This window comes from Stenotrophomonas sp. GW821-FHT01H02A (genome assembly GCF_059422145.1).
In genome coordinates this window covers 370,756-392,164 of record NZ_JBWKWI010000001.1, presented here as the reverse complement: position 1 = coordinate 392,164, position 21,409 = coordinate 370,756, and the positions used below count along the sequence as shown (strand labels likewise).

Below are 21,409 nucleotides of genomic sequence, written 5' to 3'. Positions count from 1 at the left end.
GCCGGCACTACCGCAGATCCGGTTTCGCCGCAGATCCAGTGTCTGCGCAGGTCACGACCGTGGGCCGTGACCGTTGCATCCACCCCTCAATGTCCTCCGTCGAGCGCCTTCAGTTCGCTGACCAGCGCGCTCGCCGCACCGGCACCATCGCCGTACAGCATGCGGGCGTTGTCGGCGTAGAACAGCGCATTCTCGATACCGGCAAAACCGGTGCCCTTGCCGCGCTTGATCACCACCACGTTGCGGGCGTTGACCACGTCCAGGATCGGCATGCCGTAGATCGGGCTGGCCGGGTCGGTGCGCGCGACCGGATTGACCACGTCGTTGGCGCCGATCACCAGCACCACGTCGGTGTTGGGGAACTCCGGGTTGATGTCGTCCATGTCGGCGATCAGGTCGTAGGGCACGCCCGCTTCGGCCAGCAGCACGTTCATGTGCCCGGGCATGCGCCCGGCGACCGGGTGGATCGCGAACTTCACCTTGATGCCGCGCTCGATCAGGCGCTGCGCCAGTTCCCACACCTTGTGCTGCGCCTGGGCCACGGCCATGCCGTAGCCGGGCACGATCACCACGCGCTCGGCGAAGGCCAGCATCGCGGCGACATCGCTGGCCTCGATCGGCTTCTGCGCGCCGGTGATTTCCTGCGCTACGCCACCGCCGCCGAAGTTGGAGAACAGCACGCCACTGATCGGCCGGTTCATCGCCTTGGCCATCAACCGCGTCAGCAGGATGCCGGCCGCGCCGACCATCATGCCGGCGATGATCAGCGCCTCGTTGCCGAGCACGTAGCCTTCGAACGCCACCGCCAGGCCAGTGAAGGCGTTGTACAGCGAGATCACCACCGGCATGTCGGCGCCGCCGATCGGCAGCGTCATCAGCACACCGAGTGCGAGGGCAACGATGAAGAAGCTGATGATCGCCACCGGACTCAGCGTCACCGCGGCCCAGATGCCCAGCACGACCATCGCCAGCGCGACCAGCAGGTTGAACACCTGCTGCCCCGGGAACGTCACGCGGCGGTCCAACCGCCCATCGAGCTTGGCCCACGCGATGATCGAGCCGGACAGCGACACCGCGCCGATCGCCGAGCCGATCACGGCCAGCGCCAGCACGGTGGAGGACGGCTGGCGCGCGGCGAGATCGGCCAGCGCCTGCGCGCTCCAGTGCGTGGTATCGCGGTTGGCCAGGAACGAGAAGCGCAGCAGTTCGACCGCACCGATCGCCGCCGCCGAGCCGCCGCCCATGCCGTTGTAGAGGGCCACCATCTGCGGCATGTCGGTGATCGCCACGCGCTTGGCCGACCACCAGGCCACGCCGGTGCCGATCGCCACGGCCGCCAGGATCAGCGGAATGTTGTGCAGCTCGGGCAGGAAGAACGTGGCCACCGTGGCGATCAGCATGCCCAGCCCGGCCCAGCGGATCCCGCTGCGCGCGGTCATCGGCGAGGCCATGCGCTGCAGGCCAAGCAGGAACAGGGTCGCGGCGACCAGGTAACTCACCTGGACCAGCCACTGCAGCAGCTGCGCGGTGGTCACGTTCAAGGCGCCTTCTCCCCGGCGTCGCGCCTGGCACTGGGCTTGAACATGTCGAGCATGCGTTCGGTCACCACGTAGCCGCCCGCCGCGTTGCCCGCGCCAAGGACCACCGCGATGAACCCGATGATCTTCTCCAGCGGGGTCTGCGCGTGCCCCAGCACCACCATCGCGCCGATCAGCACGATGCCGTGGATGAAGTTGGACCCGGACATCAGGGGGGTATGCAGGATCACCGGCACCCTCGAAATGATCACGTGGCCGGCAATGGCGGCCAGCATGAAGATGTACAACGCCACGAACCCGTCGCTCATTGCCGTCACTCTCCCAGGCGGTGATCCCGTCCCCTGCATCATAACCATGCGCTGAACCAATCGGGCAGGCCGGTCAACCACACCTGCCCTGGGGCGTTCTCACGGCATCCCCCTGCCGGAACGCTACCCTGTGCTGGTGAGCTCTCCCCTACCGTCGACGGATGCCGACCTGCCTGCCACGCCCGAGGTGGCGCTGCCGGTGTCGCTGGACGCGTTCCTGGCCGGGATCGGCCCGCGCGCGTTCCGCTTCGCCGAGGCCGGCCTGCGCCAGCGCGACGACGCACTGGATGCGGTGCAGGACAGCATGTTGAAGATGCTCGGTTACCGCGACAAACCCGCGGCCGAGTGGGCACCGTTGTTCTGGAGCATCCTGCGCCGCCGCGTGGTCGACCTGCAGCGCCGCCGCGGCTTCCGCCTGAAGTTCTGGCGCAGCAGCGACGAGGCCGGCGGCGACCACGACATCGACTGGGCCGACAACGCACCCGGCCCGGCCCAGGCCCATGAGCAGCGCGATCAGTACGCGCAGCTTGTGCAGGCGCTGCGGGCGCTGCCCGCGCGCCAGCGCGAGGCCTTCACCCTGCGCGTACTGCAGGACCTGGACGGCGCCACCACGGCCAAGGCCATGGGCTGCAGCGAAGGCGCGGTCAAAACCCATCTTTCGCGCGCCCGCCAAGCGCTGCAGCAGTCTCTGGAGATCGCCCTGTGAACCGCCCCCCGTCCTCTTCGATGCCTGACGATGCCGCCCTGCGGCAGCTGCATGCGCAGGCGCTGGATACGCTCTCGCCGACGACGTTGGCGCGGCTGCGCAGTGCGCGCCATGCGGCCTCGCCGGCCAAGCGGCATGCACCGTCCTGGTGGATGGCGACCGCCTGTTCGGCGGTGGTCGCGCTCGCCTTGGGCTACAGTTTCCTCCTCGGCGAATCGAACGCCCCGCCGGCACCGGTGATGGCGAGCGCCACCGATGACGGCAGCGATGTCCTCGACGAGAATCCCGACCTGTATTTGTGGCTGGGCGGTACCGACCTGGCAATGGAGTGATGATGAAACTGCGACTGTCCCTGGGGCTGGTGTTGCTGACGCTGAGTGCGACCGGCTGGGCGCAGACCGCCCCGCTGCCGGACTGGGACAAACTCAGCCCGCAGCAGCGCGAGGCGTTGATCGCGCCCGTCCGTGATCGTTGGAACGATGCGCCAGCCGCGCAGCGCGAGCGGATGCTTCAGCACGGCCAGCGCTGGCTGACCATGACCCCGGAACAGCGCGCGCAGGCGCACCGCGGCCGCCACCGCTTCGAGAACATGACGCCGGAGCAGCGCGAGCAGGCGCGGGCGCTGTTCGGCCAGATGCGCAGCATGAGCCCCGAACAGCGCCAGGACCTGCGCGACCGCTGGGCCCGGATGACGCCGGACGAACGCAAGGCGTGGCTCAAGGCCAACCCGGTACCCGCAGCCAAATAACGGGGACGGGGGTAGTTATTAACTACCTCCGTCCCCGTTTTTTCAGGCGGCGACCCAACGGGTTTTGGCGAGCAGTTCGTCGTCCCAGTCGAAGGTGACCGCGCCGTCTTTCAGGAACAGGGCGACGAAGTTGTAGACGTTGCGGGCATACATCTCGCTGGCATGCACCGCGCCCTGGCTGGCCAGGTTGAGCGGTCCATCGACGAGGACACCGTCCAGATCCACCACCTCACCCGGCTGGGTCGCCTCGCAGTTGCCGCCGGTTTCCGCGGCCAGATCGACGATCACGCTGCCCGGTTTCATGCCCCGCGCCATCGCCGTGCTGACGATTTTCGGCGCGGGACGGCCGGGCACGGCAGCCGTACAGATCACCACGTCCACCGTGCGCAGATGCTCGCCGAGGCGGCGCTGCTGCTCGGCGCGCTCCTCATCGGTCAGCGGCCGCGCGTACCCGCCTTCGCCCACCGCGCTCACGCCCAGATCCAGGAATTTGCCGCCCAGCGATTCGATCTGCTCGCGGGTTTCCGGACGCACATCGAAGCCCTCCACCTGTGCGCCGAGACGGCGGGCGGTCGCGATGGCCTGCAGGCCGGCCACGCCGGCGCCGACCACCAGTACCTTCGACGGGCGGATCGTGCCGGCGGCGGTGGTCAGCATCGGGAAGAAGCGCGGTGCGCGCTGCGCCGCGATCAGGGTCGCCTTGTAGCCGGCCATGCCGGCCTGTGAACTGAGCACGTCCATCGACTGCGCACGCGTGGTCCGCGGCAAGCGCTCCAGCGGGAACGCCTGCAGGCCGCGTGACTGAATGAGACCGGCCCGCTCGGGATCCGCCTGCGGATGCAGCATGCCGACCAGGCTGGCGCCGGATTTCAACCCGGCAAGGCGGGCATTCGCGGGCGGCTGCACGCACAGCACGATGTCGGCCTGGGCCAGGCGGGTGTCATCAGCAGGCTGCGCGCCCACCGCCTGGTACAGCGCGTCGGGGAAACCGGCAGCCAATCCGGCGCCGGGTTCGAATGACACGGCCGCGCCGAGCGCGATCAGCTTGCGCGCCGTTTCCGGCGTCATCGCCACGCGCCGTTCCCCCGGCGCGTGCTCCTTTACCACCCACACCTCGACAGCCATGCCTGTCCCCGACGATCAGCGGATTGTGGGCTGATCGTAACCTGATCGTCCGGCCAAGGTGGCCCCGGGATCAATGCACGGTGGCGTTCTTGGTATCCAGGCGATCGATCACGCCCTGCATGGCACTGTCGAAGGCACCATCGTCGATATGCGCACACAGGCGGCCCAGGCGCACCATCACCGCCAGTTCTTCCGGCGAGGCGACACAGAAGCGCACGCCGCGCCGGTTGACGAACAGCAGGCGCTGGGAAATCGGGCTCACCCAGGACAGCTTGCCGGCCTGGACCTTGCCGTCCTTGTCGACGAAATCCAGCCAACTGCCGATTTCCAGGCCGCGGAAGCGGTCGGCATCGGCATTGTCGAAATCGCTGACATCCACCTTGCTGCCCAGTTCCACCGCGGCCGACTCCTGCGCCGGAAGGGCAGGCAATGCGACCTGCGGCAGTTCGGGCAGCGCGCGCTCGAGCTCAGGACGCGATTCGGCGATGCCCTGCAGGGTGTCGTGCAGTGCATCGATGGCACTGGTCGCGGCGTCGGCATGCACGCCCACGCTGGCAAACACCTTGCGCAGCGCCGGGTGCCAGGCCTGCAGCCACGGCTTGCCGACGATATGCCGACGCGCCTCGGCCACTTCATCCAACATGCCGTCGGCCAGGCCCAGCGCCTCGCCGACCGAGGTCCCGTCTTCGCCTTCGCGCAGCACGGTCAGGGTCAGGTGGTGCTGCCAGGGCTGGCGCAGGAACTCGCCGATCGCCTGGGGCAAGGTGGCATCGCCAATGCGGCGATCCAGTTCGGTGCTGGCGCGCTGGCGCGCCATTTCGAGTTTTTCCTGGCCGCGCTGGGTCTCGGCGGCCCTGCGCTCGGCGATCTCGATGCGACGCCGGTGCTGGGTCAGGAACTCGCGGAATTCCTCTTCCAGGGTCAGGAAGATCGCCAGGTTCTCGTTGAACTCGGCGACCAGCCGCTCGATGATTTCTTCGACCTTGCCCATCAGCACGCGCTCGGCCTGGCTTTCGCCGGTGTTGCCTTCGCAGGCTTCGGCCAGCGAGTTGAGCAGTTTGCGCGCCGGGTGGGTCTTCTGCACGAACATGCGGCGATCGAGCATGGCGACCTTGACGAAGGGCACCACCAGCCGGCCGATCAGCTCGCGCGAGCGGCCTTCCAGATCGCGCTCGTCGAGCATCACATCGAACAGCATGCCGACCAGATCGATCGCGTCCTCGTCCTGCGGGTCCAGACGCGCCTGGGCGGGATCGACCCCGAGCCGGGTCGCACCGGACAGCACTTCACTCTTCAGGCGCTGCGCCAGCGACTCACCGTCTTCGCCGATCGCCGCGCGCAGGGTCGCACTCGGCGTGGCCTGCAGCAGCGACAGCACCGACATCATCTCGCGCTGGCTCAAGGGACGCTGCTGGCCCACCGCGACGCTGGCCGCCGAGGTGGCGTCCTCGCGTACATGACGGGTCTGCTGCAGCAGTTCATGCAGGGCATCGAGCAGCATGCCCTGGTTGCCGCCGAGGCTGTCACCGCCCTCGCCCGGGCCTTCATGTGCTGCATGCGGTCCGCCCTGGAGGCGGCCACGGCTCTCGGCCCAGCGGTCGGCGAAACGGCGCGCCCAGGCCGGTGCCTGGCCTTCTTCGCCCGCCGATCCCATGCCGGCCTCGGCCTCGAACCCATCGAACGCGTCGCGGTCATCGCGTGGCGGTGGGGACGGTGCGCGCGGCGGCGGTCGGCGCGCTGCCATCTGCGGCATCACGCCCGCAGCGGCCAGTTGCTCATCCAGGTACTCGTAGCGCTTGCCGATCGGCTGCTGCAGGTCGCGCTCGCACAGCTTGATCAGCACCAGACGCACTTCCGGGGCCAGTTCACAGTCGGCGAAGGCCTCATGGATGGCAACGCCCAGGTGCTCGGGACTGATCGGGTTGGTATCGGCCTGCAGCTCCAGCCCGCCGGCGATCACGCCCAGCCGGCGATCCAGCCGCGACAGCACCGGTTTGAAGTCGCGCAGCAGCACGGTGGCGAAGTTGCGCACCGCCAGCCGGGATTCCAGCACGTGTTCGGGTACCAGGCTCAGGCCGTCTTCGATCTGCCCGGCCAGGGTGGCCTCGGCCGACAGCGGTTGACCCCGCTCCAGCGCCTCCCAGGCCTGGCCAAGATGGGCGCCGAAGCCGGCCACGATGTCGTCCCGGCGGCGGCGCAGCTCGCGCATGCCATCCAGGAACAGCAACTGCGACGCGCCGGCGGTACCGGCACGGTCGAACAGCACATCGTCAAAGCGCGCCAGCACCGTCGAGAACGACTCGACCAGCCCCGGCAGCACGGCCTCACGGGCCATCTTCAACAACGCCGGGTCACGGCCCGGATGCCCCCCTACATTGGGCGTGGCGATCATGCGAAAAGGCTCCCCACCCTCGCAGGCACTGAGTACAGCATGGATACAACGAACGCCGGCGCACCCCATGCGCCCACGTCCGGATGGTAGGCCGGCCGACCGATCAGAGACAGTGAAACAGTCGACACGTTAGACCTCGTTACCGGTGACCCGGCAGGCTTTGTATCGTAAGCGCAGCAGGCCGTGGAAGCGAGTACAGCCACGTGAAGGAAGTCCGCTGATTAGGTGATGTTCATCACGTTTTGTCGCAAATTGCACCGAGATCGCCCAAGGCCGTGTCACAAACGGTCGCGACTATAATCGGGGCATCGTTAAGTCTGATTGAGAACCCATGTCCGTCCCCCCCGCCCTGCATGCCCTGGACGCCCGTCGTTCGGTCCCCGCCAAGCAACTCGGTGAGCCCGGCCCCGACCCGGCCACGCTGCTGCGGATGCTGGCCTCGGCCGTGCGCGTGCCAGACCACGGCAAGCTGGTGCCTTACCGCTTCCTGCGGATCGCCGGCGATGCACGTCACAGTCTGGGCGCGTTCCTGGCCGAGCGCGCCGTCCAGCGCGAGCCCCAGGTCTCGCCGGCCCAACTGGACAAGGACCGCCATCGCTTTTCCCACGCCCCGCTGATCATCACCGTCATCGCCAGCCCGCGCCCGAGTCCCAAGGTGCCCGAGGCGGAGCAGCTGATGACGGCCGGCTGCGTCTGCTTCGCGCTGCTGCAGGCCGCCCAGGCGCTGGGGTTCGGCGCGCAGTGGCTGACCGCCTGGATGGCGTTCGACCCGGCCGTGCATGCCCACCTGGGCCTGGCCGAGGGCGAACAGATCGCCGGCTTCATCCATATCGGTACCCCGAAGACCGCGGTGCCCGAGCGCGAGCGTCCGGACCCGGCCGCGCTGCTGCAGGACTGGGAGGGCTGAGGTGTCCGCCCTTCCCGCCGGCCCGGGCATGGCCCCGCCGCCGCCGCGTGCGCCGTTGTACCTGGTCGATGCCAGCCTGTACGTGTTCCGTGCGTGGCACTCGATGCCCGACGAATTCCAGGACCAGCAGGGCTGGCCAACCAATGCCGTGCACGGCTTCGCGCGTTTCCTGCTCGACCTGCTCGAACGCGAGCGCCCGGCCAACATCGCGATCGCGTTCGATGAAGCGTTGGACAGCTGTTTCCGCCATCGGATCTACGCTGCCTACAAGGCCAACCGAGATCCCGCGCCCGACGCGCTGCGCCGTCAGTTCGCGCACTGCAAGGCGCTGTGCACCGCGCTCGGCCTGGCGGTGCTGGCCCACCACGAGTACGAGGCCGATGACCTGATCGGCAGCGCCCTGCACGCACGCCGTGACGCCGGGATGCGCGGGGTGATCATCTCCGCCGACAAGGATCTTTCGCAACTGCTGTTCGAGCATGACGAACAGTGGGACTACGCGCGCAACCAGCGCTGGGGCATGGCCGGGGTCAAGGCCCGCCACGGCGTGCATGCGCACCAGATCGCCGACTACCTCGCGCTGTGCGGCGATGCGGTCGACAACATCCCCGGTGTCACCGGCGTCGGCGCCAAATCCGCCGCCGTGCTGCTGGCCCATTTCGGCAGCCTGGACGTGCTGTACGAACGTCTGGATGAAGTGCCGTTCCTGCGCCTGCGCGGTGCGGCGCAGATGGCCGTGCGCCTGCGCGAACAGCGCGAGCATGCGCTGCTGTGGCGCCAGCTGACCACCATCGCGCTGGATGCGCCGCTGGACGGAGCCGCCGCCGATTTCAGCCGCGGCGTGGCCGATGCGCAGATGCTGCAGGGCCTGTGCGATGCACTCCGGTTCGGCCCGTTGACCCGGCGCCGCCTGTTCGCCGCCGCCGGCCTGTCCGATTCCTCTTCCGTTGCCAGCGAGTTCGCATGAGCCCCGATACGCAAGCCCCCAAGGTCGTTTTTGAAGGCAAGTACCAGCGCATGGTCGTGCGCGGCACGTGGGAGTACAGCGAGCGCACCCACGCCGGCGGCCTGGCCGCGATCATCATCGCAGTGACCCCGGCCGACACCGTGCTGTTCGTCGAACAGTTCCGCGTGCCACTGCAGGCCAAGACCATCGAGATGCCGGCCGGCCTGGTCGGTGACATCGATGCCGGTGAATCGATCGAGGTCTCGGCAGTACGCGAGCTGGAAGAAGAAACCGGCTGGACGGCCGCGCATGCCGAAGTCCTGATGATCGGCCCGACCTCCTCCGGCGCCAGCAGCGAGAAAATCGCGTTCGTGCGCGCCAGCGGCCTGCGCAGGATCGGTGAGGGCGGTGGCGATGCCAGCGAAGACATCACCGTGCATGAGATTCCGCGTGCCCGCGCCGCGGCCTGGCTGGTCAAGAAGATGGGCCAGGGCTACCAGCTGGACGCCAAGCTGTGGGCCGGGCTGTGGATGATCGAACACCATCTGGACGGTACCCCGCGTGGCTGATGCGTTCACCCATCCGCACGCCAGTGCAGCACTGCTGGGGCCGGCCGATCCGGCGCCGTTCACCGTGCACCAGGCGCAGGGCCGCTCGTCGTTCGTGCTGATCGCCGACCACGCCGGCCAGCAGGTGCCGACGGCGTTGGCCGGCCTCGGCCTGCCGCAGCATGAACTGGACCGTCACATCGGTTGGGACATCGGCATTGCCGGGGTCACCGTGGCGCTGGCGCGCCTGCTCGATGCGTGGGCGATCACGCAGACGTATTCGCGGCTGGTGATCGACTGCAACCGGCCGTTGGCGTCACCCACGCTGATGCCGGCGGTCAGTGACCTTACCGTCGTTCCCGGCAACCAGCGCCTGTCAGCGCTGCAGCGTCAGCAGCGCATCGACGCGATCCATGCGCCCTACCATGCGCGCATCGATGCCGAGCTGGAGACCCGCCAAGCGCAGGCCCGGCCCACGGTACTGGTGATGATGCACAGCTTCACCCCGGTGATGAATGATGCTGCGCGGCCTTGGCATGCCGGCGTGCTGTACCACCGCGACACGCGGTTCGCGCATCGTCTGCTGCAGGCGCTGCGCGAGGAAGGCGACCTGGTGGTGGGCGACAACCAGCCCTACGCCGTCAGCAGCACCAGCGACTACGCTGTGCCGGTGCATGGCGAAGGCCGCGGGCTGGTGCACGTGGAGCTGGAGATCCGCCAGGACCTGATTGCCGATGCGGCTGGGCAACAGGCCTGGGCGCAGCGCCTGGCGCGGATCTTCACCGCCCTGCAGCCGCAGCTGGACGCATTGCCGCCGGGGTAAGGCCCGGCCGTCGATTCATCCTTCGCCCGCGCACACCGGCGCGGGCACCGCACGGTCCTGCTGCGGCCGCAGCCACAGCGCCACGCCCACACCCAGCAGCGCGAACAACGCCGCACCGTACTGCGCGTGGATCATGCCCTGCAGCGCCGCTTCACTGCCCGCGCCGGCGCTGCCCCGCCCGGCATTGGCCAGCATCACCAGCAGCGCCAGGCCCAGCGCGCCGCCGATCTGCTGCGCCGTGGCGGCCATGCCCGAGGCCACGCCCTGCTGCGCGGCCGGCACGCCCTGCCCGGCCACGATCCACATCGAGGTCCAGGTGATGCCCTGGCCGAGGCTGAGCACCACGATGCCCGGCAGCAGTGCCCAATAGGTCGCGCCATACGGGAGCGCGACCGCGACCGCGGCGATGCCGATCGCACCGGCCAGCATGCCCACCGTCAGCACCTGGCGCGGCGAACGCTGCGCGAGCATGCGCTCGGCGATGCGGATGCCGAAGGTGCAGACCAGGGTCGGCGGCAGAAATGCGAGGCCGGCCTGCAGCGCGCTCCAGCCGTAGCCGTCCTGGTAGTACAGCGCCAGGAAGTAATACTGCACGCCGTAGCTGCTCATGAACAGCATCGTCAGCAGCATCGCCGCGCGCAGGCTGCGCAGGCGCAGCAGCGAGAACTGCATCAGCGGGTCACGGCTGCGGCGTTCGATCTGCACGAACGCGGCCAGCATCACCGCCGACACGACCAGACAGACCAGCGTGCGTGGCGCCAGCCAGCCCCACTCCGGGCCCTGCACCAGGGTGGTCACCAGCAGGCTGCCGCCGAGGGTCACCGTCACGCAGCCGGCCAGATCGAACGAGCGGCCCGCCACTGGCGCGGGATCGCGCGGCAGCCACCAACCGCCCAGCAGCGCGCAGCCGCCCGCGAACGGCACGATCACCAGCAACACCGACGCCCACCCGAAGCTCTGGGTCAGCACACCGCCGAGCAGCGTGCCCAAGGCCAGGCCGCCGGCGCTGGCCATCGACCAGATCGCCAGCGCGCGATTGCGCGGCGCGCCTTCGGCGTAGATCGTGTTGATCAGCGCCAGCGTCGCCGGGAACAACAGTGCCGCGCCGACGCCCTGCACCGCGCGGGCTGCGATCAGCAGCCACGCACTGTTGCTGAAACCACCGACCAGCGAGGCCAGCGCGAACAGCGCCATGCCGAGCCGATAGACGCGACGGCGACCGAGCAGATCGGCCGCACGGCCGCCAAGCAGCAGGCAGCCGCCGAAGGCCACCGTGTAGCCGCTGACGATCCACTGCAGCTGCTGGGCATTGATGCGCAGCTGCGCGCCCATCTCGTGCAGGGCGACGAAGATGATCGTGGAATCCAGCGCGATGATCAGCTGGGCGGTGGCCAGCAAGGCCAGGGCCAGGCGCGGAAACGCCAGCGCCGGCGTGCCAGCGGGAGACAGGGGGGAGGTCATGCCGACTCGGTACTGCGTAAGAAGGTGGGCAGTCTCATTGATGACGCTGTAGAAATAAACCCGGATACTTCGATATCTGTCATGCATATCCGCATGAATCGGAGGAATCCATGGACCTCAACGCCGTGCGCATGCTGGTGCAGGTGGCCGACGCGCGCAGCTTCACCGTCGCCGCTGGCCAGCTGGGGATCAGCCAATCCGGACTGTCACGGGCGATCAGCCGGCTGGAGAGCGCGCTGGGTGTGCGCCTGCTCCACCGCAACACCCGCAACGTCAGCCTGACTCCGGATGGCCGCCAGTTCGTCGAGCACTGCGCGCCGCTTCTGTGTGGGCTGGAGGATGCCGAGCGCCGGCTGGGCGATCGCCCCTCCACGCCCTCGGGCGTGTTGAAGCTGACCGCGCCGTCGATGTTCGGGCGCAAGGTGCTGGTACCGCTGGCCGGGCAGTTGATGGCGAGCCACCCGCAGCTGCAGTTCGAGCTGGTGCTCAATGACCGGCTGGTCGATCTGGTCGAAGAAGGCTTCGATGCCGCGCTGCGCACCGGACCGATCAGCGACGTGCGCATGGTGGCGCGCCCCCTGCGGCCGTTGAACTGGGTCACGGTCGCCTCGCCGGCCTACATCGCGCAGCACGGGGAGCCGGCCTCGGTGGATGCGCTGCACGATCACGCCTGCCTGGCGGTGCGCAATCTGCGCAGCGGGCGGCTGGTGGATTGGCAGTTCCGCGAGGCCGAGGGCCAGCTGCGCGACTTCACGCCACCGGCGCGGATGGTGTTCGACAGCGGCGACCCGTTGGTGGAAGGCGCGCTGGCCGGGATCGGCATCGTGCAGGTGATGGATTTCGCGGTCGCCGATGCGCTGGCCGACAGGCGGCTGCAGCGGGTGCTGCAGCCCTTCGAAGGCCGCAGCCGGGTGCTGTCGCTGGTGTACCCGCCCTCGCGGCAGGCTTCACCGAAGCTGCAGGTGTTGGCGCAGGCGTTGCTGGCGGGGAACTGGTGACCGGCCGATCACGACCCACGGTCGTGATCTACCGCCCCCCCGTAGGTGCCGACCGTGGGTCGGCACACCGCCATCAGCCCGCGAAGCGATCCGTCGCACGCACCAGCGCGTCGACATTCTCCGCCTCGAACGCGGAGTGCCCCGAGGCCGGACTGATCTCCAGCGTCGATTTCGGCCACGCCTTGTGCAGTTCCCAGGCGTTCTGCAGCGGACAGACCACGTCGTAGCGGCCGTGCACGATCACGCCCGGAATGTCGGCGATGCGGTGCGCGTCGCGCAGCAGCTGTTCTTCCACCTCGAAGAAGCCGCCGTTGACGAAGTAGTGGTTCTCGATGCGGGCGAACGCCAGCGCGAACTGCGGATCTTCGTGGCTGTTCACGAAGTCGTCGTCCACGTGCAGGAAGCTGGTCGCGCCTTCCCACACGCTCCACGCCTTGGCCGCGGCCAGGCGGGTGGCTTCATCGTCGCTGGTCAGGCGGCGGTGGAAGGCCGAGATCAGGTCGTGGCGCTCCACCGCCGGGATCGGCTTGAGGTAGTGCTCCCACGCATCCGGAAACAGGCGGTTGGCGCCTTCCTGGTAGAACCACTCCAGCTCCCAGCGGCGCAGCATGAAGATGCCGCGCAGGACCAGTTCGGTCACGCGCTGCGGGTGGGTCTGCGCATAGGCCAGCGCCAGGGTCGAGCCCCAGCTGCCGCCGAACACCTGCCAGCGATCCACCTTGAGGTGCTCGCGCAGCGTCTCGATATCAGCGACCAGGTCCCAGGTGGTGTTGTCGACCAGGTCCGCATGCGGCGTGGAACGGCCGGCACCGCGCTGGTCGAACAGGATGATCCGGTACTTGGCCGGGTCGTGGAACTGGCGCATTTTGTCGCTGCAGCCGCCGCCCGGGCCACCGTGCAGCATCACCACCGGCTTGCCGTCGGGGTTGCCGCACTGCTCGAAATACAGCGTATGGCGGTCATCGACCTTCAGGGTGCCGACGTCGTAGGGGGTGATGGCGGGATACAGCGTACGCATGACAGAACTCCGTTGTTGGGCACAGGCGCGGACGAGCGGGTTCACCACGTGCGCGGGCTGGTCAGATCATCAACATCCACATCGAATCCGTAGCTGCGCGCGATCAGCTCGAAATCGGCGCCGATGTTCTCGCGGGCAGCGGTTTCCAGCTCGCTGTCCTGTGCTTCGAACGCTTCGCCCAGCACGTTGAATTCCAGCGTGGCGGCATGGGTGAGCGCCATCAGCGCGGCGGCGGCGGCCGGGCGTTCGCGTTCGATGCGTTCGCACAGGCGCAGCAGGATCTGCTGGCCCTGGGCCACCAGCGCCGGCGGGAAGTACGCGTCCTCGACCATGTCGGCGAGGAATTCGTGGGACTGCAGCTCAGCGTGGGTAACAGAGGGGCTGGCAGTGGTCATGGCGCTTCCTTTCAAGTGGAACGCCATTCTACCCGTGCGATGTTCCAGGCAGCGTCAGCGCATACCCGGCAGACAGCCGCGTGTCACCCGGTCGCGCTGTTCCAGGTCGCGCTCGGTGTGCACCTGCGCAAAGCCGGCGTGTTCGAACAGCGCGCGGATTGCCGCGCCCTGGTCCCAGCCATGTTCGATCAGCAGCCAGCCACCGGGCAGCAGGTGCGCGCCGGCAGCGGCGACGATGTGGCGGATGTCGTCCAGGCCGTCGATGCCCGAGGCCAGCGCCGCGGCCGGCTCGTGGCGCAGGTCGCCCTGCTGCAGGTGCGGGTCGTTGCTGGCGATATACGGCGGGTTGCTCGCAATCAGATCGAAGCGTTCGCCCTGCAACGGTTCAAACCACGCGCCCTGCACGAACCGCACGCGCGCCAGGCCGTTGCGCGCCGCATTGCGCCGCGCCACGTCCAGCGCGGCGGCGCTGAGATCGGTGGCGATCACCTGCGCCTGCGGCCGTTCGCTGGCCAGCGCCAGTGCGACCGCGCCACTGCCGGCGCCGAGGTCGGCTACGGCCAGCGCGGTGCCGGCCGGCAGGCGTGCCAGCGCCAGCTCGACCAGCAGCTCGGTCTCCGGGCGCGGGATCAGGGTGGCCGGGCTGACCTCCAGATCCAGGGTCCAGAAGCCACGGCGGCCCAGCAGGTAGGCCACCGGCTCACCGGCCAGGCGTTTGGCGAGCAGCGCCTCGAACGCCGCCACCTGCGCCGGCTCGACCGGATCGGTGGCATGCGCGAACAGCCAGCTGCGTTCACGCTCCAGCACATGCAGCAATAGCAATTCGGCTTCATGCCGGCCTTCCACACCCGGCAGGCGGGTGGCGGCATCGGCAAGCAGCTGGCGGACGTCTGGCGGGGCGGCGGTCATGGCGGGGCGGGCAACGTCGGGGCGCGCAGTGTAGTGCACCGGCCCCTGCGGGCCGGCGCGCGCCTCACGGCCGTCCGCGACCACCACGACGATTGAATCCATGCATGGCCATTCCTATATGAATTTGTAACCACTATCGAAGTTGCGGCTGGCATCCCGGGTCCTCCCCGCAGTCACGCCGGTGATCGTTCAGGTTCCGGCCGCGCCGGATATGCAGCAACTATCGCGATGATGGCCAGTTCGCGGCGCTGGTCATTGCGCTGCAACGGTTCTGACGGATCGAACCCGGATCATTCATCAGAGGATCATGCCGCTTTGATAGTTTTTGACTATCGCATAGATGTAATCAATGGATTGTCCTTATTGGAACGGAGCCGCTAACCTGTGTTGGTCGCTTCACCCACCCCCTTCACCAAGAGGAACCACGATGTCGCTCATCAACACCCAGATCCAGCCGTTCGAAGCCAATGCTTACCAGAACGGCGAGTTCATCAAAGTCTCCGACAGCACCCTGAAGGGTCACTGGTCCGTGCTGATCTTCATGCCGGCCGCGTTCACCTTCAACTGCCCGACCGAGATTGAAGACGCCGCCGACCATTACGCCGAGTTCCAGAAGGCCGGCGCCGAGGTCTACATCGTCACCACCGACACCCACTTCTCGCACAAGGTGTGGCACGAAACCTCGCCGGCCGTCGGCAAGGCGCAGTTCCCGCTGGTCGGCGATCCGACCCACCAGCTGACCAACGCCTTCGGCGTGCACATCCCGGAAGAAGGCCTGGCCCTGCGCGGCACCTTCATCATCAATCCGGAAGGCGTGATCAAGACCCTGGAGATCCACTCCAACGAGATCGCCCGTGACGTGTCCGAGACCCTGCGCAAGCTGAAGGCTGCCCAGTTCACTGCCGCCAACCCGAACCAGGTGTGCCCGGCCAAGTGGAAGGAAGGCGAAAAGACCCTGACCCCGTCGCTGGACCTGGTCGGCAAGATCTAAGCCGTTTCCCATCCCCATCCCCGCCCGCCGGGGATGGGGGTGAACCCAAGCCGGTGCCCCGCGCGCCGGTTTCGGTTCACCCCCATGTCGCGCAGATGCACCCACGGGGTTCGTCGACGCTGTTCCCTTGCCTGAATCAAGGAGTTTTACGATGTTGGATGCCAACCTCCAGTCCCAGCTGAAGACCTATCTGGAACGTGTCACCCGTCCGATCCAGATCACGGCGCACGTGGATGACGGCGCCAAGTCGCAGGAGATGCTCGAGCTGCTGAACACGCTGACCACGTTGTCGACGCAGATCAGCCTGGACGTGCGTCGCGACAGCAGCGAGCGCACGCCCTCCTTCGCGCTGACCACGCCGGGCCAGGACATCCACCTGGTCTTCGCGGGGCTGCCGATGGGCCACGAGTTCACCTCGCTGGTGCTGGCCCTGCTGCAGGTGGGGGGTCACCCGTCCAAGGCCACCGCCGAGCTGATCGAGCAGGTGCGCAATCTCGAGGGCGAGTACCGCTTCGAAACCTACTTCTCGCTGTCCTGCCAGAACTGCCCGGACGTGGTCCAGGCACTGAACCTGGCCGCCGTGTTGAACCCGCGCATCCAGCACGTGGCGATCGATGGCGGGCTGTTCCCGGCCGAGGTCGAAGCGCGCCAGATCATGTCCGTGCCGACCGTGTACCTCAACGGCGAGGTGTTCGACCAGGGGCGCATGACGCTGGAGCAGATCGTGGCCAAGCTCGACACCGGCGCGGCCAAGCGCGACGCCGAGAAGCTGAGCACCAAGGCACCGTTCGACGTGCTGGTGGTGGGCGGCGGTCCGGCCGGCGCGGCCGCGGCGATCTATGCCGCGCGCAAGGGCATCCGCACCGGCGTGGCCGCCGAACGCTTCGGTGGCCAGGTGCTGGATACCATGGCGATCGAGAACTTCATCTCCGTCAAGGAAACCGAAGGCCCGAAGCTCGCCGCCGCGCTGGAACAGCATGTGCGCGAGTACGAGGTGGACATCATGAATCTGCAGCGCGCCACCGCGCTGGTCCCGGCCGGCGATGACGGGCTGGTCGAGATCAAACTTGAGAATGGCGCCTCACTGAAGTCGCGCTCGGTGATCCTCTCCACCGGTGCCCGCTGGCGCCAGATGAACGTGCCCGGTGAAGATCAGTACCGCAACAAGGGCGTGGCGTACTGCCCGCATTGCGACGGGCCGCTGTTCAAGGGCAAGCGGGTCGCGGTGATCGGCGGCGGCAACTCCGGCGTGGAAGCGGCGATCGATCTGGCGGGTCTTGTGACGCATGTGACCCTTCTGGAATTTGATGACAAACTGCGGGCCGATGAAGTGCTGCAGAAGAAGCTGCGCAGCCTGGGCAACGTCACCATCATCACCAGCGCCCTCACCCAGGAAGTGCTGGGCGATGGCCAGAAGGTGACGGGCCTGGTCTACCAGGACCGCGTCGGTGGCGATTCGCACCGGGTGGAACTGGAAGGCATCTTCGTGCAGATCGGTCTTCTGCCGAATACCGAATGGTTGAAGGACACGGTGGCCCTGTCACCGCGTGGCGAGATCCTGATCGACGACCGCGGCCAGACCAGCGTGCCGGGTGTCTTCGCCGCAGGCGATTGCACGACCGTTCCGTACAAGCAGATTGTCATCGCGATGGGCGCCGGTTCCACTGCGGCACTGAGCGCCTTTGATCACCTGATCCGCACCTCCGTTCCCAAGAGCAGTGGCGCTGTCGCCGAAGCTGCCTGAAACGTCCGGTTCCCGGCTCGCCGGGAACCTTGTCTTTCTGCTGGGTAAGCCACGCCATCACCCGGTCCATTGCCATGAGAGGTCCAAGGAAATGAACCTACGTGATTTGAAATACCTGGTGGCGCTGGCCGACCATCGCCATTTCGGCAAGGCGGCGGCCGCCTGCTTCGTCAGCCAACCCACCCTGTCCACCCAGATCCGCAAACTCGAGGACGAACTGGGCCTGCCGTTGGTGGAGCGCGCGCCCCGCAAGGTCATGCTCACCCCGGCCGGGGTGGAAGCCGCCGCGCGCGCGCGGACCATCGTGGCCGAAGTGGAGCAGATGAAGGAAGCCGCACGGCGCAGTCGCGATCCCGAGGCCGGCACCGTCCGGCTCGGCATCTTCCCGACGCTGGGCCCGTACCTGCTGCCGCACGTGATCCCCAACATCCGCGAGCGCTTCCCGCAGCTGGAACTGCTGCTGGTCGAGGAAAAGAGCGACGAACTGCTGACCCGGCTGCGCGAGGGCAAACTGGATGCCGCCCTGCTGGCCCTGCCGCTGGACGATGACCAGCTGCACGCCGAGTTCCTGTTCGAAGAACCCTTCCTGCTGGCGGTCTCCCAGCAGCATCCGCTGGCACGCCGCCAGCATCTGGATGTGCAGGAGCTGTCCTCGCAGAAGCTGCTGCTGCTCGAGGATGGGCACTGCCTGCGCGACCAGGCGCTGGCGGTATGCCGGTTGTTCGGCGCCAACGAGAAATCGGAGTTCCGTGCGACCAGCCTGGAGACGCTGCGGCAGATGGTCGCCGCCGATGTGGGCATCACCCTGCTGCCCACGCTCTCGGTCAAGCCGCCGGTACCGCGCTCGGACAACATCCGCCTGCTGGATTTCAGCGGCGATGACCGTCCCAGCCGTCGCATCGCGATGGCCTGGCGCCGCAGTTCGGCAATGACCGGATTCCTCGAACAACTGGCCGAGCAGTTCAAGCGGCTGCCGCAGGGCCTGTTCGCGCTGGAGTCGACCGATGTCCCGGGCGTCGCCGCCACGCCGCTGCCACGCGCAGGCTGAGCCTGCCTGAACCGGCCGGCGGCGCGGATCCGCCGGACGGGTCGCATCCGACTACGATTGTCAGCACAATAGGACGAGGCGGTGCCAGCAGGCGCCGCCTTTTTGCATGGGTCTTCCACAAACGCAAGGAGCTACACCATGTCCACTTCCAGCGGACTGCCCCCCTCGATCATCGTTTCAAGCCACGACATGGACCGCCTGGATGCCATGCTCGAGTCTCCCGCTGTCAGCCAGACCCCCGCCGGGCTCGCCCTGGCCGAAGAACTCAACCGGGCGACCGTTGTGGCGCCGGACGAGGTGCCCGAGGGCACCGTCATGATGCATTCGCGCGTGGAGTGCGAAGATGAGCTGCAGAACGAGAAGCACGTTCTGACACTGGTCTATCCGCGCGAGGCCGATGTTGAACAGGGCAAGGTATCGATCCTGGCCCCGGTGGGCACCGCCCTGCTGGGCCTGTCGATCGGCCAGACCATGGATTGGGTGGCACCGGGCGGGCGCAAGCTGCGCCTGCGCGTGACCGCCGTCCATCACCAGCCTCACGCCTGACCCCGCCTGCTGCGTCGTCGCGCAGGTTCCACCGTTTCGTCCCAGGAGTAGCAATGAGCACCGTTTCGCTGTCCAAACTCTCCCAGCTGCGCGATCTGTCCGTGGTGGTTGCCGATACCGGCGATTACGAGGCGATCAAGCGCTTGAAGCCGGTCGACTGCACGACCAATCCCACCCTGGTGAAGAAAGCGCTGGACCTGCCGGTGTACGCCGATCTGATCGAGAGCGCACTGGCCTGGGGCCGTGAACAGGGTGGCGAACGCGAGGCGGTCGTGCACGCGGTCGCTGATCGCCTGACCGTAGGCGTGGGCACCCTGCTCAGCACGCTGGTGCCGGGCCGGGTCTCGACCGAGGTTGATGCCGACCAGGCGCACGACACCGCGGCGACGGTAGCCAAGGCGCGCCAGTTCATCGCCATGTACGAGGCGGCCGGCGTACCGCGCAGCAAGGTGCTGATCAAGATCGCGGCGACCTGGGCAGGCGTGGAGGCGGCGCGACAGCTGCAGGCCGAGGGAATCGACTGCAACCTGACGCTGATCTTCAATCCGACCCAGGCGCTGGCGTGCAGCGAGGCCGGGGCGTTCCTGATTTCGCCGTTCGTGGGCCGCATCCTGGATTGGTACGTGGCCAACGGGCAGGCACCGGCGACCATCGATGAAGACCCGGGCGTGGTGTTCGTGCGCGGGGTGTACGCGGAGTTCAAGCGCCGCGGTTCGCCGACGGTGGTGATGGGGGCGTCGTTCCGTTCGACGGCGCAGATCGAGGCGCTGGCAGGCTGTGATCGCCTGACGATTTCGCCGGATCTGCTCGAGAAGCTGGACGCCGATCACGGGGAGCTGCCGCGCAGGCTGGTGGCCGGTGCGGTGGAGTCGGTGCAGGTGACGCCGATCGATGCGGCGCGCTTTGCGACGGATCTGGCGGCCGACCCGATGGCGACCGAGAAGCTGGCGGGCGGCATCGATGCGTTCGCCAAGGATCTGGAGGCGTTGCGGCAGACGATCCGCGAGCGGCTGTAAGCGCTGGCGGTTGGGTTGCCATGCAAAAGGCCCCGTTCTGCGGGGCCTTTTGTTGTTGGCGCTTACGGCGACGGCAACCGCTCACTTTCGTCGGGGTTGGCGCGGTGTGGGCGCGTTTGCTGGACGCGCCGTCGACACACGGCGGGTGCGTTGGGGAGAGCAGTAGAGCATCGAACCCTTTGCCGTCCGTTGGACTTGGTAGAGCCGAGCGTTGCTCGGCCCTGGCGCATCAGGCGTCCACGCCGATGGGGCAGCTGACGCCGGTGCCGCCGATGCCGCAGTAGCCGTTGGGGTTCTTGGCGAGGTACTGCTGGTGGTAGTCCTCGGCGTAGTAGTACTCCGGCGCGGGGAAGGCGATGTCGGTGGTGATCGGGCCGTAGCCGCTGTCGTTGAGGCGCTGCTGGTAGGCGTCGCGGCTGGCCAGGGCGGCGTCGAGCTGTTCCTGGGTGGTGGCGTGGATCGCGGAGCGGTACTGGGTGCCGGTGTCGTTGCCCTGGCGCATGCCCTGGGTCGGGTCGTGGCTTTCCCAGAACACCTGCAGGAGGCGCTCCAGCGGGACGATGGCGGGGTCGTAGACGACCTCCACGATTTCCGTATGCCCGGTCAGGCCGGAGCAGACCTCTTCGTAGGTGGGGTTCGGGGTGACGCCGCCGGCGTAGCCGACCGAGGTCGTGTAGACGCCCGGGATGGTCCAGAATTTGCGCTCGGCGCCCCAGAAGCAGCCCATGGCGAAGCGGATCCGCGCCAGGCCGGTGAAGCTGTCTTTCAGCGGGTGGCTGTTGACGTAATGCTGGTTGTGCTGCAGCGGCAGCGGGTGCTCGCGGCCCGGCAACGCTTCCTCCGGGCGCGGCAGGCGCTGCTTGAAGGCACCGATGCCCAACAGGCCGTTTCCAATACCCAACATGGCGTTCTCCTAGGCCGGCAACAGGCCGGCGCTTTCGTCACCGTCGAATATGGGGTCGTCCGGGGCCGTGCCCAAGTCCAGTCCGGCAACGATGTGCTCGGCCTCGGGCCGGGCCAGGTCGGGCACGCAGACGCGCAGGACGCCGAACAGCGGGAGCTCCCCCATGCCGCCCAGCAGGGATTCGCCGAAGACGAAGGCGGGGATGCCGGCGTCCTCCAGGGCGTGTTTGACCAGATGGGCGTCGAACAGGTTGTCGGCCTGGTAGATCACGTGCATGGGGCGGCTCCGGAGGGCATGGGCCCAGCATACGCCGGGGGCTGAAGGCGTGCCGACCCACG

23 protein-coding genes are annotated in these 21,409 nt (G+C 67.8%); 13 read left to right on the top strand and 10 right to left on the bottom strand.

What is annotated here, in order from left to right:
• Nucleotides 1–86 precede the first annotated feature (86 nt).
• Nucleotides 87–1,541 carry an NAD(P)(+) transhydrogenase (Re/Si-specific) subunit beta gene (locus AC07WC_RS01785; RefSeq protein WP_495208531.1) on the bottom strand — a complete coding sequence of 485 codons (1,455 nt, stop codon included), beginning with the start codon at nt 1,539–1,541 and terminating at the stop codon, nt 87–89.
• Nucleotides 1,538–1,846, bottom strand: a complete 309-nt coding sequence (locus tag AC07WC_RS01780) for an NAD(P) transhydrogenase subunit alpha part 2 (RefSeq protein WP_495208530.1) — start codon at nt 1,844–1,846, stop codon at nt 1,538–1,540. Before AC07WC_RS01780 ends, AC07WC_RS01785 begins: the two co-directional genes overlap by 4 nt.
• 130 nt (nt 1,847–1,976) lie before the next feature.
• Between AC07WC_RS01780 and AC07WC_RS01775 the strand changes: the two genes are divergently transcribed.
• From AC07WC_RS01775 to AC07WC_RS01765, 3 genes are read left to right on the top strand one after another with little or no spacing between them, the layout of a single operon-like run.
• Nucleotides 1,977–2,552 carry an RNA polymerase sigma factor gene (locus AC07WC_RS01775; RefSeq protein ID WP_495208529.1) on the top strand — a complete coding sequence of 192 codons (576 nt, stop codon included), beginning with the start codon at nt 1,977–1,979 and terminating at the stop codon, nt 2,550–2,552.
• A gap of 20 nt (nt 2,553–2,572) precedes the next feature.
• Nucleotides 2,573–2,884 carry a hypothetical protein gene (locus AC07WC_RS01770; protein WP_495208765.1) on the top strand — a complete coding sequence of 104 codons (312 nt, stop codon included), beginning with the start codon at nt 2,573–2,575 and terminating at the stop codon, nt 2,882–2,884.
• Entirely contained in the window at nt 2,884–3,300 is a 417-nt protein-coding gene (locus tag AC07WC_RS01765) for a DUF3106 domain-containing protein (protein WP_495208528.1), read from the top strand. Before AC07WC_RS01770 ends, AC07WC_RS01765 begins: the two co-directional genes overlap by 1 nt.
• Before the next feature lie 42 nt (nt 3,301–3,342).
• Here AC07WC_RS01765 and AC07WC_RS01760 read toward each other — a convergent pair whose 3' ends face one another.
• Entirely contained in the window at nt 3,343–4,425 is a 1,083-nt protein-coding gene (locus AC07WC_RS01760; RefSeq protein ID WP_495208527.1) for an NAD(P) transhydrogenase subunit alpha, read from the bottom strand.
• 70 nt (nt 4,426–4,495) lie between these two features.
• The gene (gene pacR / locus AC07WC_RS01755; protein ID WP_495208526.1) at nt 4,496–6,817 is read right to left on the bottom strand and encodes a PacR family protein; all 2,322 of its coding nucleotides are present in this window, start codon (nt 6,815–6,817) and stop codon (nt 4,496–4,498) included.
• Nucleotides 6,818–7,148: 331 nt separating this feature from the next.
• On the opposite strand from pacR, the gene AC07WC_RS01750 reads away from it, so the two are divergent.
• The 4 genes from AC07WC_RS01750 to AC07WC_RS01735 are packed head-to-tail and all read left to right on the top strand — an operon-like array spanning nt 7,149 to nt 10,041.
• A complete protein-coding gene (locus AC07WC_RS01750) occupies nt 7,149–7,724 on the top strand; it encodes a nitroreductase family protein (RefSeq protein WP_495208525.1) in 576 nt (191 codons plus the stop codon).
• Nucleotides 7,725–7,752: 28 nt separating this feature from the next.
• The gene (locus AC07WC_RS01745) at nt 7,753–8,691 is read left to right on the top strand and encodes a 5'-3' exonuclease (RefSeq protein WP_495208764.1); all 939 of its coding nucleotides are present in this window, start codon (nt 7,753–7,755) and stop codon (nt 8,689–8,691) included.
• Nucleotides 8,688–9,239, top strand: a complete 552-nt coding sequence (locus tag AC07WC_RS01740; RefSeq protein ID WP_495208524.1) for an NUDIX hydrolase — start codon at nt 8,688–8,690, stop codon at nt 9,237–9,239. Before AC07WC_RS01745 ends, AC07WC_RS01740 begins: the two co-directional genes overlap by 4 nt.
• Nucleotides 9,232–10,041 (top strand): N-formylglutamate amidohydrolase, encoded by an 810-nt coding sequence (locus AC07WC_RS01735; protein ID WP_495208523.1) that lies wholly within the window; start codon nt 9,232–9,234, stop codon nt 10,039–10,041. The genes AC07WC_RS01740 and AC07WC_RS01735 overlap by 8 nt, the downstream gene beginning before the upstream one ends.
• Before the next feature lie 15 nt (nt 10,042–10,056).
• Here AC07WC_RS01735 and AC07WC_RS01730 read toward each other — a convergent pair whose 3' ends face one another.
• The gene (locus AC07WC_RS01730; protein ID WP_495208522.1) at nt 10,057–11,502 is read right to left on the bottom strand and encodes an MFS transporter; all 1,446 of its coding nucleotides are present in this window, start codon (nt 11,500–11,502) and stop codon (nt 10,057–10,059) included.
• Nucleotides 11,503–11,612: 110 nt separating this feature from the next.
• On the opposite strand from AC07WC_RS01730, the gene AC07WC_RS01725 reads away from it, so the two are divergent.
• Nucleotides 11,613–12,500, top strand: a complete 888-nt coding sequence (locus tag AC07WC_RS01725) for a LysR family transcriptional regulator (RefSeq protein WP_495208521.1) — start codon at nt 11,613–11,615, stop codon at nt 12,498–12,500.
• Nucleotides 12,501–12,573: 73 nt separating this feature from the next.
• On the opposite strand, the gene pip is transcribed toward AC07WC_RS01725, so the two are convergent.
• Genes pip through prmC form a run of 3 tightly spaced genes read right to left on the bottom strand, consistent with a single transcriptional unit; the run spans nt 12,574 to nt 14,822 of the window.
• Nucleotides 12,574–13,518, bottom strand: a complete 945-nt coding sequence (gene pip, locus AC07WC_RS01720; protein WP_495208520.1) for a prolyl aminopeptidase — start codon at nt 13,516–13,518, stop codon at nt 12,574–12,576.
• 41 nt (nt 13,519–13,559) lie between these two features.
• Nucleotides 13,560–13,913, bottom strand: a complete 354-nt coding sequence (locus AC07WC_RS01715) for a DUF5713 family protein (protein WP_495208519.1) — start codon at nt 13,911–13,913, stop codon at nt 13,560–13,562.
• A 54-nt stretch (nt 13,914–13,967) separates the two neighbouring features.
• On the bottom strand, nt 13,968–14,822 hold the full coding sequence (prmC, locus tag AC07WC_RS01710) for a peptide chain release factor N(5)-glutamine methyltransferase (RefSeq protein ID WP_495208763.1): 855 nt from the start codon (nt 14,820–14,822) through the stop codon (nt 13,968–13,970).
• A gap of 427 nt (nt 14,823–15,249) precedes the next feature.
• On the opposite strand from prmC, the gene ahpC reads away from it, so the two are divergent.
• From ahpC to AC07WC_RS01685, 5 genes are all read left to right on the top strand, one after another.
• Nucleotides 15,250–15,813, top strand: a complete 564-nt coding sequence (gene ahpC, locus AC07WC_RS01705; protein ID WP_121044636.1) for an alkyl hydroperoxide reductase subunit C — start codon at nt 15,250–15,252, stop codon at nt 15,811–15,813.
• A 151-nt stretch (nt 15,814–15,964) separates the two neighbouring features.
• The gene (gene ahpF / locus AC07WC_RS01700; protein WP_495208518.1) at nt 15,965–17,557 is read left to right on the top strand and encodes an alkyl hydroperoxide reductase subunit F; all 1,593 of its coding nucleotides are present in this window, start codon (nt 15,965–15,967) and stop codon (nt 17,555–17,557) included.
• A gap of 91 nt (nt 17,558–17,648) precedes the next feature.
• Nucleotides 17,649–18,605 (top strand): DNA-binding transcriptional regulator OxyR, encoded by a 957-nt coding sequence (gene oxyR / locus AC07WC_RS01695; protein WP_495208517.1) that lies wholly within the window; start codon nt 17,649–17,651, stop codon nt 18,603–18,605.
• 138 nt (nt 18,606–18,743) lie between these two features.
• On the top strand, nt 18,744–19,151 hold the full coding sequence (gene rnk / locus AC07WC_RS01690) for a nucleoside diphosphate kinase regulator (RefSeq protein ID WP_495208516.1): 408 nt from the start codon (nt 18,744–18,746) through the stop codon (nt 19,149–19,151).
• Between the two features lie 53 nt (nt 19,152–19,204).
• On the top strand, nt 19,205–20,167 hold the full coding sequence (locus AC07WC_RS01685; RefSeq protein WP_495208515.1) for a transaldolase: 963 nt from the start codon (nt 19,205–19,207) through the stop codon (nt 20,165–20,167).
• 229 nt (nt 20,168–20,396) lie between these two features.
• On the opposite strand, the gene msrA is transcribed toward AC07WC_RS01685, so the two are convergent.
• Together msrA and AC07WC_RS01675 are read right to left on the bottom strand one after the other, a co-directional pair.
• Entirely contained in the window at nt 20,397–21,050 is a 654-nt protein-coding gene (msrA, locus tag AC07WC_RS01680) for a peptide-methionine (S)-S-oxide reductase MsrA (RefSeq protein ID WP_495208762.1), read from the bottom strand.
• A 30-nt stretch (nt 21,051–21,080) separates the two neighbouring features.
• Nucleotides 21,081–21,347 carry a putative signal transducing protein gene (locus tag AC07WC_RS01675; protein WP_495208514.1) on the bottom strand — a complete coding sequence of 89 codons (267 nt, stop codon included), beginning with the start codon at nt 21,345–21,347 and terminating at the stop codon, nt 21,081–21,083.
• Between the last annotated feature and the right edge of the window lie 62 nt (nt 21,348–21,409).